Raw genomic sequence first — 13,083 nt, forward strand, 5'->3', positions numbered from 1 at the left:
CGAGGAACGAGGAATCGCACTAGAAACTCCACACAGAATGCCGCCAATCTTTGTCGAATCCCGAGTGCGATTCCTCGTTCCTCGGAATGACAAGATTGAGAATAATCTTTGAGAGAAAGAAAAAACTATTAACTATTAAACCAAAAATATATGAAATTTATTAAACCTTATTTGTTTGCCGTCACGACTTTGCTGACTGTAAGCTGTACATCGCAAAAAGAAACCGCTTCATTAAAAGACGTTTACAAAAACGACTTCTATATCGGAACCGCTTTAAGTGCAGATCAAATTGAAGAAAAAGATGCAAAAGTTGATTCATTGATCAAGAAAGAATTTAATGCAATCACGCCGGAAAATATTATGAAGTCGATGTTCACGCATCCGCAAAAAGACAAGTATGATTTTGCTTTATCAGACAAATTTGTAGCATATGGCGAAAAGAATAAAATGTTTATTCACGGGCATACTTTGATATGGCACAGTCAATTAGCGCCTTGGATGGAAAAAATAGCGAATAGTACCGAAATGAAAGCTTTTATGAAAGATCATATCAAGACAATTGTTTCCAAATATAAAGGCAGAATCAATTCTTGGGATGTTGTAAATGAAGCTTTAAACGACGATGGAACTTTGCGACAATCTGTTTTTTTGAAAACACTTGGCGAAAAATACCTTGTTGATGCTTTTAAACTGGCAGAAAAAGCAGACCCGAAAGCGGAGCTATATTACAACGATTATAATATCGAAGAACCAGCAAAAAGGGCCGGAGCAATTGCTTTAATCAAAAAAGTAAAAGCAGCAGGAGGAAAGGTTGACGGTGTTGGTATTCAGGGACATTGGAGATTGCAAAGTCCGTCGATTGAAGAAATTGAAAAAAGTATTTTAGAATATTCGGCATTAGGGATTAAAGTTGCTTTTACAGAATTGGATATTACCGTGCTGCCAAATCCGTGGGATTTAAAAGGTGCCGATGTGAATCAGAATTTTGAAGGGAGTGCAAAAATGAATCCGTATCCTAAATCATTGCCTGATTCTATCCAAAAGCAATTAGCAGAACGTTACGCGTCGATTTTTAAACTATTTTTAAAGCATAAAGACAAAATCAGCCGAGTTACTTTTTGGGGCGTTTATGATGGACAATCTTGGCTAAATGACTGGCCGATAAAAGGAAGAACGAATTATCCGCTTCCGTTTGATGCAGTTTTAAAACATAAACCAGCTTACGATAGTATTTTAAAGTTGAAGAAAACGGAAGAATAACGAGTTAAAATGGCTTTGAATTAAAATATTATTAACAATCGGTTGTTTTTAAAAATATTCTTGAAATAAAGTAAAGTAAATTTGCGTAATATGTTTTTTTGTATAATTTTACACAACCGATTGTTTTAAATTAAATTCAACACAATCCTGTCATTTCTAGTTCCTCGAAATGACAAAAAAAGAACTAAGTTTAAAACAATAAACTAACTAACCACAAACCACAAAATGAATAACATTTCACAAAAATTATCCATCAAAGAAAAAATTGGATACAGCTTAGGAGACTTAGCAGCCAATTTAGTTTTTCAAACTTTGATGACGTACCTGGCTTATTTCTACACCGATATTTACGGATTATCGCCAACAGATTCTTCTATCATCATGTTGATTGTGGGTTTAGTTGCAGCTTTTATTTTTAATCCCATTATTGGCGTGTTAGCAGACAGAACCAGTACAAAATGGGGAAAATTCAGACCGTGGATTTTGGCAACTGCAATTCCGCTTGGAATTGTGGCGCTGTTAGCATTTTCAACTCCCGATTTCTCTTATAAAGGAAAAGTTATTTATGCCGTTGTAACCTATACTTTATTATTGCTTTTTTACGCTGGAAATAATCTTCCGTATTCTGCTTTAAGCGGTGTAATTACAGGCGATATGTCCGAAAGAAACAGTATGTCATCGTACCGTTTTGTGGCCGTTATGTTTGCGCAGTTTTTTGTTCAGGTTTTTATGCTCGGCATTATAAAAAGTGCCGGAAATGGAGACAAAGCAATTGGCATCGAAAAAGTAATGACGGTTTTGGCAATCATTGGTACTATCATGTTGTTAATCACATTTTTGACAACGAAAGAAAGAATCATTCCGAAACCGGAACAAAAGTCAAGTATTAAAGAAGATTTAAGCGATTTAGTCAAAAACAGACCGTGGATAATTATGCTTTCGCTTACCACTTTGGTTTTTATTACGCTGGCAATGAAAGGCGGTTCGTATGTGTATTATTTTGAAAACTATGTTGATAAAGAGCAATTAGCACTTTTTATTCAGCCTATTTTAGATACTTTATCGAATATTGGTTTGAATCATTTTGGTAATGATCCTGTTTCAGCCGGATTTGGATTGTTTAATGCCGGCGGCATTATCTTTATGATTGTGGGAATTACATTGTCTAAAAACCTTGCAGATAAATACGGAAAGCGAAATATATTCGGTTTGTTTTTATTCATTTCAACGTTGTTTATTATTGCTTTTTATTTCTTTCCGTCAACGTCAATTAGCTTCATGTTTTTCTCCCAAATCTTACACGGATTTTTCTACGGAATCACAATCCCAATTCTTTGGGCGATGATTGCCGATGTTGCCGATTATTCGGAATGGCTGAACAATCGCCGCGCTACAGCGATTATTTTCTCTGCCATGATGGTAGGTTTAAAAGCGGGATTAAGTATTGGTGGTGCTTTAACAACATTGTTTTTAGGATATTTTCATTACACGCCAAATTCTGCCGTACAGACAGAAACTGCAATAAACGGAATCAAATTATTGGTCAGCATTTTTCCTGCAATTCCATTTTTAATTGGAGCCGGATTATTGTTTTTCTATAAAATCAATAAAGAAATGGAAGTGCAGATCGAAACCGAATTAAAAGAAAGAAGAACTTAATTATTTAAAACCAAGACATTACTATGCCTGAAGATAGCATTGAACAAATTAATTTCGAGGAAATTAATGAACTGGCGATTTCAAAGCCTTTAGTTTCTCACATTTATACGGCCGACCCGTCGGCGCATGTATTTAATGGTAAAATTTATATTTATCCGTCACATGATATTGATGCGGGAATTCCGTTTAACGATAACGGAGATCATTTCGGGATGGAAGATTACCACGTTTTTTCGATGGAAAGCATTTCATCAAAGGCCGTTGATAATGGTGTTGCCTTACATGTAAAAGATGTTGCCTGGGCCGAAAAACAAATGTGGGCGCCAGATGCGGCACAGAAAAATGGAAAGTATTATTTGTATTTCCCTGCCAAACGTGCTAATGGGATTTTCCAGATTGGAGTTGCCGTTGGAGATTCTCCCGCAGGACCTTTCAAGTCGGAGCCAGATGCGATAAAAGGAAGTTACAGTATTGATCCAGCAGTTTTTGAAGACGAAGATGGTAAACATTATATTTATTTTGGCGGAATCTGGGGCGGACAATTGCAGAAATACAGAAACAATAAATACGATCCCGATAACGAAGAACCTTCTGGAAACGAACCTGCTTTAGGGCCAATTGTAGCTTTGCTTCGTGATGATATGCTGGAGTTTGCAGAAGAACCGAAAGAAATTAAAATTCTGGATGAAAACGGAGAAATTTTGCCGGCTGGAGATAATGCCCGTCGCTTTTTTGAAGCTTCGTGGGTTCATAAATACAACGGAAAATATTATTTCTCGTATTCAACCGGAGACACGCATTTTATTTGTTACGCCATTGGTGATAATCCGTATGGACCGTTTACATATCAGGGAAGAATTTTGAATCCGGTTGTGGGATGGACTTCGCATCATTCTATTTGTGAAGTGGAGAACGAATGGTATTTGTTTTATCACGATTCGAGTTTATCAAAAGGCGTGACGCATTTAAGAAGTATGAAAGTAACTAAAATCGATTATCTGGAAGATGGTTCGATTGTTACGATTGATCCGTATGGAATAAGAAGATTGATAGATTAAAAAAATTTCTTGAAAAATACAATCGGTTGTGTTGGTTTTAGGGTTTCTTGCAAGGTTGGTTTGCGTGAGGGATAGAAGTGGAAAGCCCGCAGCCTGACGAAGGAAGTGCGAGGACTTGAAACGGATAGCCCGACCCGGAGGGGCACGCCCAAAGTATAAGTTTAAAGAGATTTAAAAGTTAACAATTTAAATACAAAAAGTATTTTTTTATAAGATACAATTATTTACTTTAGCATAACAGAACGGAACAGAACGGTATGCTAAAAGAAGAAGAAAAATTTGAGTTTATAATTAATCACGATAGTGATATTCCGAAGTACCAACAATTGGTTGACGGGATTACGAATGCTATTGCCGAGAATATTTTACAAAAGGGAGATTTGCTTCCGTCAGTAAATGTAATCTGCAAAACATATCAGCTTTCTAGAGACACTGTTTTTAAAGCGTATACGATTTTAAAAGATCAAAATACGATTGAATCTGTGCCGAATAAAGGCTATTATGTTTCGGGCGAAACGAGAAAAGTGCTTTTGGTTTTAGACACTTTTAAGGCGTATAAAGAAGTTTTGTACCATTCATTTGTCAATAACCTGCCGGATAATGTAATTACAGATGTGCAGTTTCACCATTATAATATTGATGTTTTTAAAACGATCATTAATAACGGAATCGGGAAGTATTACAAATATGTGGTGATGAATTTTGATCACAAGGAAATTGCTCCGGCTTTGTCGGCGATTTCAAAAGATAAACTGCTTCTGATAGACTGGAATATTCAGGCTGATAAAACGAATAATTATGTTTTTCAGGATTTTGGAAAAGCGTTTTATGAGTCTTTGACAGAAGCGGCTGATTTGTTTAAAAAGTATAAAAAGATACAATTTGTGTATCCGGATTTTACAAATCACCCTAAGGAAACGGTTGATTTTTTTAAGAAATTCTGTGCTGATTTTAGTTTTGAATATGAGATTGTAACAGATCCGAAAAAGTTCAATATCGAAAAAGGAATGGCATATATCAGTGTAAGTGACAGGATTTTAGGATACTTTTTAGAGCAATGTAAAGAGAAAGATTTTGAACCTGGAAAAGACGTTGGTTTTTTGTCGTATAACGAAACGCCAATGAAGAAATTTATTTATAAAGGAATTTCAGTTGTCTCAACTGATTTCAAAGAATTAGGAACCAAAGCAGCGGCATTTATTACGCATGACGAAGAAACGAAATGTTATGTGCCAACAAAATTAATAATAAGAGAATCATTATAGTATGTATTATATCGGATATGATATTGGAAGTTCTTCGGTCAAGGCAGCCTTGGTTGAGGCTGAAACGGGTAAAAAAGTAATCGTTTTGAATGAACCGCAAAACGAAATGGAAATCTTGTCGATTCACCCGGATTGGGCAGAGCAAGATCCAGAAATTTGGTGGCAGCACATTTGTACGGCAACCAAAAGGGCAATTCGTGAAGCTAATATCGATGCATCGAAAATTCAGGGAATTGGTATTTCGTACCAAATGCACGGATTAGTGATCGTGGATAAAGCTGGAAATGCGCTTCGAAATTCAATTATTTGGTGCGACAGCCGTGCGGTTGAAATTGGAAATAAGGCTTTCGCCGAAATTGGAGAGCAGAAATGTATGGAGCATTTACTGAATTCTCCGGGAAATTTTACCGCTTCAAAGCTAAAATGGGTGAAAGAAAACGAACCTGAAGTTTACAATAAAATTGATAAATACATGCTTCCGGGAGATTACATCGCTTTGAAATTAACGGGCGAAGTAACGACAACTAAAAACGGTTTGTCTGAAGGAATGCTTTGGGATTATAAAGAAAATAAAGTAGCAGATTGGCTTTTGGATTATTACGGAATCGATAATTCATTGACGCCAAAAATCGTAGAAAATTTCACTAATCAGGGCGTTGTTACAGAACAAGCTTCGGCAGCATCCGGTCTTCCGGCAGGAATTCCAATTGTTTACAGAGCGGGAGATCAGCCAAATAATGCTTTGGCCTTAAATGTTTTGAATCCGGGAGAAGTAGCGGCTACGGGCGGAACTTCGGGCGTATTTTATGCGGTAAGCGAAATGTCATCTGGAAAAAGCACTCGAGTAAACAATTTCGTTCACGTAAATTATGAATTAGAAACGCCAAGAGTTGGTAAACTTTTAAATATTAACGGAGCTGGAATTCAGTACAGATGGCTTCGTAATAATATGGGGAACGAAAGTTATGAAGTTATGAATGAAAAAGCTTCAAATGTAGAAGTAGGTTCAGAAGGAGTTGTCGTGATTCCGTTTGGAAATGGAGCTGAGCGTATGTTCAATAATAAAAACATCGGAACTCATTTTTTAAACCTCAACTTGAATATTCACAATAGTGCGCATTTGTTTAGAGCTTCTTTAGAAGGAATTGCGTTTTCGTTTGTGTACGGAATGGAATGTTTAAAGGATGATAATGCAACAATTAATGTAATTAGAGCCGGAAATGATAATCTTTTCCGTTCAGAGATTTTCTCTAATACAGTAGCTACTTTAATTGGTCACGAAATTGAAATTTATAATACAACCGGAGCTGTTGGTGCAGCAAGAGCTGTTGGTTTAAAAGATGGTGATTACAGCAAATTTGGAGCAAATGTTAGTGACAACGATCATGTAATGGCGTTTTTACCGCTGCACAATAAACAACCTTATGAAACTGCTTACCAGAAATGGAAACAAGAATTAGAATTAATATTAACAACTAAATAAAAGAACAAATGATAGTTTTAGGAGATAAAGAATACTACAAAGGTATTGGCCAAATAAAATTTGAAGGAAAGGAATCTGATAATCCGTTGGCATTCAAATATTACAATCCAGAGCAAGTTGTAGCTGGAAAAACAATGCGTGAGCATTTTAGATTTGCTATCGCTTACTGGCATACATTCTGCGGACAAGGAAGTGATCCATTCGGACCTGGAACACAACATTTTGCTTGGGATCAATCATCAGATCCGTATCAGGCTGCAAAAGATAAGGCAGATGCTGCTTTTGAATTTATCAGCAAAATGGGATTCGATTATTTCTGTTTTCACGATTACGATTTGATTGCTGAAGGAGCAACTTTCGCAGAATCAGAAAAACGTTTAGCATTCATTACAGATTACTTAAAACAGAAAAAAGCGGAGTCTGGAATTAAATTACTTTGGGGAACTTCAAACTGTTTCTCTAATCCAAGATTCATGAACGGAGCGGCTACAAATCCTGATTTTAATGTAGTGGCAAGAGCCGGAGGACAAGTAAAATTGGCGCTTGATGCAACAATTGCTTTAAGTGGAGAAAACTACGTATTCTGGGGTGGTAGAGAAGGTTATATGTCTTTACTAAACACAGATATGGGAAGAGAATTAGACCACATGGCGCAATTCCTTGCAATGTCTAGAGATTACGCAAGAGCGCAAGGTTTTAAAGGAACTTTCTTTATCGAGCCAAAACCAATGGAACCATCAAAACATCAATACGATTTTGACTCGGCGACGGCAATCGGGTTCTTAAAAGAATATGGTTTAGATAAAGATTTCAAAATCAATATCGAAGTAAACCACGCTACATTGGCACAGCATACTTTCCAACACGAATTAGAAGTTGCAGCAAAGGCAGGAATGTTAGGAAGCATCGATGCAAACAGAGGTGATTACCAAAACGGATGGGATACAGATCAGTTCCCAAATAACATTCAGGAAACTACTGAAGCGATGTTGGTTTTCTTAAAAGCTGGCGGATTACAAGGTGGTGGAGTTAATTTTGATGCTAAAATCAGAAGAAATTCTACTGATTTAGAAGATGTTTTCTTAGCGCATATTGGTGGAGCTGATACTTTTGCAAGAGCTTTATTGACTGCAGATAAAATCATTACTTCTTCTCCTTACGAAAAATTAAGAACAGAAAGATACAGCTCATTTGATGCAGGAAAAGGAAAAGATTTCGAAAACGGAAAATTAAACCTTAAAGATTTATACGATATCGCAAACCAAAACGGAGAGTTAACACTTCAAAGTGGTAAACAAGAATTGTTTGAAAATATCATTAACCAATATATTTAATAATTTATTTAAACACATAGAAACATAGATTTGAATTTTTATAAAAAGAGGCGAAAAAAAATCTAGATTTTTACACATAGTGCTATGTGTGTTTAAACAAGTGAAGCGCCTTTATCGACAAAGAAAAACTATGCATCTATGTGTTTAAAATTTATTAGTGAGAAAACTATCTAAAAAATGTGATAGCTGTAGAAAGTGGGAATTGTTCAACAACTGTTTCAGTAATTTTTTAGATAAAAAATAGAGAGAATGTGTATTTAGATTATGACTTGTTTTTGAGATTTAGATTTGACAAAAATAGATTTAAGGTTTAGTTGCTATTTTTTGAAAATTGAGGTTTAAAATAAAGTCAGTTTGATAAAATTATTAAGTGAGTTATTTTTTTATTGAAGGTTTTTTGAAGAGCAGAATCGGTCGAAATGCACATTTTTTTCTCACTGGAAGTTAGACGCACTGCTGTGCGTCTCTACAAAAGAAATACCCACACAATCTTGTCATTTCGACTGAAAGGAGAAATCGCACAAGAAACTCTACAAAGATTGGCGATTTTGCATGCGGAATTACTAGTGCGATTTCTCGTTCCTCGAAATGACAAACCATACGATTACACTCCATTAAAACATTCGCAGACCACAAAATAACCACCAACCTTAAACAAAAAAACACATGAAATTTTTTATTGATACCGCTAATCTGGAAGACATTCGAGAAGCACAATCTCTTGGCGTTCTTGACGGCGTAACGACAAATCCGTCTTTGATGGCAAAAGAAGGAATTACAGGAAAAGACAACATTTTAAAACATTACTTAGACATTTGTAATATTGTCGACGGCGATGTTTCTGCTGAGGTAATTTCTACTGATTTTGACGGAATGATAAGAGAAGGAGAGGAGCTTGCAGCTTTGCATCCGCAGATTGTGGTGAAATTACCAATGATTGGCGACGGAATAAAAGCTTGTAAATACTTTTCTTCAAAAGGAATTAAAACCAATGTAACTTTAGTATTTTCGGCAGGTCAGGCTTTATTGGCGGCGAAAGCCGGAGCGACTTATGTTTCTCCGTTTTTAGGACGATTAGATGATGTTTCAACAGACGGAATGCATCTTATTGCTGAAATCAGAGAAATTTATGATAATTACGATTATCATACACAGATACTTTCGGCTTCGGTAAGACATACGATGCATATTGTAAATTGTGCCAAAGTTGGATCAGATGTAATGACCGGACCGCTTTCGGCAATTAAAGGATTATTGAAACATCCGCTTACAGATATTGGTTTAAAACAGTTTGTTGAAGATGCTAAAAAAATGAATCTCTAAACCCTAAATACACAACGCAATGACTAAGCCCTTTTCATCTCGAAAAGGGCTTTTTTTGTAACTTTTCAACAACCGATTGCCTTTTTAAATTGTTTTTAAATCAAACAATTTTAGAAATGCGCTCGTATTCAGCTTTCCTTTAGAATATTAAGTTAAAAATTCAATTATTCTGTAATTTTAGTATTACTAAAACGATGTAGAGGTATTGAAAATATCTTAAATTCTATAATTTATACTTTTTTTAGTATTTTGAATGAAACAGCTTTTTATTCATAATCTTTCAGTTGAACAAGTTGCTAAAAATAATTATAATTTAATTTTTTAGCAATATATATGAACTATGTGTTTTTTTAACGTAGTATTTTTTTATAATTCTTAAATAAAATTAACGCAACCGATTGTGTATTGTTGTTTTTTATATATATTTGTTTTAATAATGATTATGAGATGTTTTTATTCTGAAAACAACTTCTACATCATTTCATAAAAAAAACTAACTAAACCATACTATTAACTCATTAAACTAATTATTTATGACTAACCTTTTAATTACTAAAAGCAAATCAAAATACTTTAAAAACTTAGGGTACTTAATCCTGATGTTGGTATTTTCTGCTGCGGTAAATGCACAAACCACTGTGTCAGGAACAGTTTCTGATAGTAACGGACCAATACCGGGAGTAAACATTTTTGTAAAAGGAACTAAAATCAGTTCGGTTTCAAATTTTGACGGAACGTATACCATCAGTCCGGTTCCCGCAAATGCAACTTTATCTTTCAGCTTTATAGGTTATAGCTCAAAAGACGTTGCAGTTGCGAACAAAAGCAAAATAGATGTAACACTTGAAGAAGATGTAAGCAGCTTAAAAGAAGTTGTAGTGGTAGGTTACGGAACCATGAAAAGATCAGACTTAACAGGTTCTGTTTCATCAGTAACCAGTCAGGCAGTTACACAATCTGTAACAACATCAATCGAGCAGGTTTTACAAGGACGTGCGGCGGGTGTAAACGTACAGGCAAACAACGGTGCGCCGGGAGCAAGTTCTTCTATTCGTATTCGTGGTATCAGTTCGTTAACAGGATCAAATGAACCCATTTTTGTAATCGACGGTGTAATTATCGACAATACAACAAGTTCAGTAAACACGAATCCGCTTTCTATGATTAATCCATCAGATATTGTTTCGATGGACGTTTTAAAAGATGCTTCTGCAACTGCAATTTACGGTTCAAGAGCAGCAAACGGAGTTATTATCGTAACCACAAAACGCGGTAAAAAAGGCGATCTTACTTTAAACTTTGACAGTTATGTAGGATGGCAGGAAATCCCGAAACATTTAGATTTATTAAACCTTAGAGAATACGGAACATTAAAAAACACACGTTCAGATTTAGGAATTGTTCAGCGTGACAATACCTTTATTCGTCCTGATTTATTAGGCGAAGGAACAGACTGGCAGAAAGAATTGTTCAACACCGCTTTAATGCAGAGTTACAATTTATCAGCTTCAGGAGGCTCAGAAAGTACAACTTACTCTTTAGGAATTGGTTATTTAGACCAGGAAGGTATAGCAATTGGTTCTTCATTCGACCGTTTCAATTTAAGAGGAGTTGTAGATTCTCAGGTAAAAAGCTTTTTAAAATTGGGAGTAAACTTTGCCCTAAGTCAATACAATCAAACTACTACTGTTACAGATGATGCTTTAATTATAACCGCTTTAAAACAAACGCCAAACGTTGCGGTTCGTAATGCCGATGGAACTTTTGACGGCCCGGACACTACAGAATTCGTTCAAAACAATCCAATAGGTTTAGCGTCTATAAAAGACAATCACAATAAAAACTACGCTATTAGAGCTAATACGTATGCAGAAATTGGTTTTACAAAAGACCTTAAATTCAAAACGCAATATTCATTAGATTACGGATTTGCAAACAATTATACTTTTAATCCATCGTATACTTTTGGAGCATTAGTAAACGATGTTCGCGAAGGAACAAGAACAAAATCAAACAGTGCATTTTGGAGCTGGAACAATTTATTGACTTACAATAAAACTTTTGGCGCGCATACCATTAATGCCATGTTAGGTCAGGAAATGCAGGAATCAAGCTGGGAAAACCTTTATGGATACCGTTCTGGTTATATCACAAACGGCGCTACAGATTTAAATGCCGGAGATGCTACAACAGCAAGAAACTCAAATGCAAGCAGTGTAAGTTCTATCAGCTCTTACTTTGGGAGATTGTTTTATTCTTTCAATGATAAATATTTACTGACTGCGACTTTAAGAAGAGACGGATCTTCAAAATTTGCAGAAGAAAACCGTTGGGGATGGTTTCCGTCAGCCGCTTTGGCCTGGAAAATCTCAAACGAAAATTTCTTAAAAGAAAATAAAACCATCAACAATTTAAAATTACGTTTAGGATGGGGAGCTGTTGGTAATCAAAGTGCGCCAAACTACGCTTATACTTCAATTTACGGATCTTCGGCAACAAACTGGGGAACTGGACAATTAGCAGGAAATACAGCAAACCCGGACATTAAATGGGAAACAACATATTCCAGCAACTTAGGTTTAGACCTTGGCCTTTTTAATAACAGAGTAGAATTAGTTGCCGATGTGTATTACAAAAAAACAAACGACTTACTTCTTGAACTTCCATTGCCGGCTTACGTAGGAACAACGGGACAGGGAGCTACAAGACCGCCAACAGTAAATATTGGATCTCTTGAAAATAAGGGATTTGAGTTTAGTTTGAATACTATTAACATGGAGAGAAATGACTTTATATGGAAATCGAATATTGTTTTCTCAATGAACAGAAGCAAGGTTTTGGCACTTAATACAGAATCTGGCGTATTAAATAAAAACATTCAGCAGGGTTCTGATGTTACAACTGTTACGAGAACAGCAGTTGGAGAAGCAATTGGACAATTTTATGGATATAAAGTGATTGGCCGATTTGAAAAAGCAACAGATTTCTATTATAAAGATAAAGAGGGAGTAGTAAAACCAACGGCTTTGCCAGAAGGAATGGCGATTGGTGAAAACGGTGTTTGGATTGGAGATTATATTTTTGAAGATGTAAACAAAGACGGAATCATCAACGAAAAAGACCGCGATTACATTGGAAATCCGGCTCCGGATTTCACATTCGGTATCGGAAACACATTCTCTTTCCAGGGATTTGATATCAACATTTTGCTGACAGGTTCTTACGGAAATGATATCGTAAACTACCAAAGACGCTGGTTAGAAAATCCTCGTGAAAACACCAATTTATTGAAATCTTCTTTAGGATATGCGCAATTAGAATTAATCGATCCAAACGGGCCAAACGATTATAGAAATGTACAAATTGTGGGCGGAGATCCTTATATGACCAGAATTGCGGCATCGTCTGCATCATCTGCATCAAACTACCGTTTCAGCAACCGTTTTGTAGAAGATGGTTCTTATGTAAGAGTAAAAAATATTTCGATAGGATATAATCTTCCAAAGAAATTATATTCTAAATATGGAATCTCAAACATTAAGATATATTCTAATGCTCAAAACGTTTTAACCTTCACAAAATACAAAGGTTATGATCCAGAAGTGGGATCAATTAATCAGGATGCGCTTTTAAGCGGTATCGATAATGGACGTTACCCTTCGCCAATTATTACTACGCTTGGACTAAACGTTAATTTCTAA

Annotated in this window: 8 protein-coding genes; all 8 read left to right on the forward strand. The window is 35.7% G+C overall.

The annotated features are described in order from the left end of the window. Window positions 1–150: 150 nt before the first annotated feature. Window positions 151–1,260 (forward strand): endo-1,4-beta-xylanase, encoded by a 1,110-nt coding sequence (locus J2Y38_RS23630; protein ID WP_309847620.1) that lies wholly within the window; start codon window positions 151–153, stop codon window positions 1,258–1,260. A gap of 225 nt (window positions 1,261–1,485) precedes the next feature. Further along, entirely contained in the window at window positions 1,486–2,919 is a 1,434-nt protein-coding gene (locus tag J2Y38_RS23635; RefSeq protein ID WP_309847622.1) for an MFS transporter, read from the forward strand. A 23-nt stretch (window positions 2,920–2,942) separates the two neighbouring features. Continuing rightward, window positions 2,943–3,977 carry a glycoside hydrolase family 43 protein gene (locus tag J2Y38_RS23640; RefSeq protein ID WP_309847623.1) on the forward strand — a complete coding sequence of 345 codons (1,035 nt, stop codon included), beginning with the start codon at window positions 2,943–2,945 and terminating at the stop codon, window positions 3,975–3,977. A 257-nt stretch (window positions 3,978–4,234) separates the two neighbouring features. After that, window positions 4,235–5,242, forward strand: a complete 1,008-nt coding sequence (locus tag J2Y38_RS23645; RefSeq protein ID WP_309847626.1) for a GntR family transcriptional regulator — start codon at window positions 4,235–4,237, stop codon at window positions 5,240–5,242. Between the two features lies 1 nt (window position 5,243). Continuing rightward, the gene (locus J2Y38_RS23650; protein WP_309847629.1) at window positions 5,244–6,725 is read left to right on the forward strand and encodes an FGGY family carbohydrate kinase; all 1,482 of its coding nucleotides are present in this window, start codon (window positions 5,244–5,246) and stop codon (window positions 6,723–6,725) included. A gap of 8 nt (window positions 6,726–6,733) precedes the next feature. Then, the gene (gene xylA, locus J2Y38_RS23655; protein WP_309847632.1) at window positions 6,734–8,059 is read left to right on the forward strand and encodes a xylose isomerase; all 1,326 of its coding nucleotides are present in this window, start codon (window positions 6,734–6,736) and stop codon (window positions 8,057–8,059) included. Between the two features lie 666 nt (window positions 8,060–8,725). Continuing rightward, complete coding sequence (fsa, locus tag J2Y38_RS23660) at window positions 8,726–9,382, forward strand: fructose-6-phosphate aldolase (protein ID WP_309847635.1); 657 nt, start codon at window positions 8,726–8,728, stop codon at window positions 9,380–9,382. Window positions 9,383–9,915: 533 nt separating this feature from the next. Then, on the forward strand, window positions 9,916–13,083 hold the full coding sequence (locus J2Y38_RS23665) for a TonB-dependent receptor (RefSeq protein WP_309847637.1): 3,168 nt from the start codon (window positions 9,916–9,918) through the stop codon (window positions 13,081–13,083).

This window comes from Flavobacterium sp. 2755, assembly GCF_031455715.1.
Taxonomy (GTDB): Bacteria; Bacteroidota; Bacteroidia; order Flavobacteriales; family Flavobacteriaceae; genus Flavobacterium.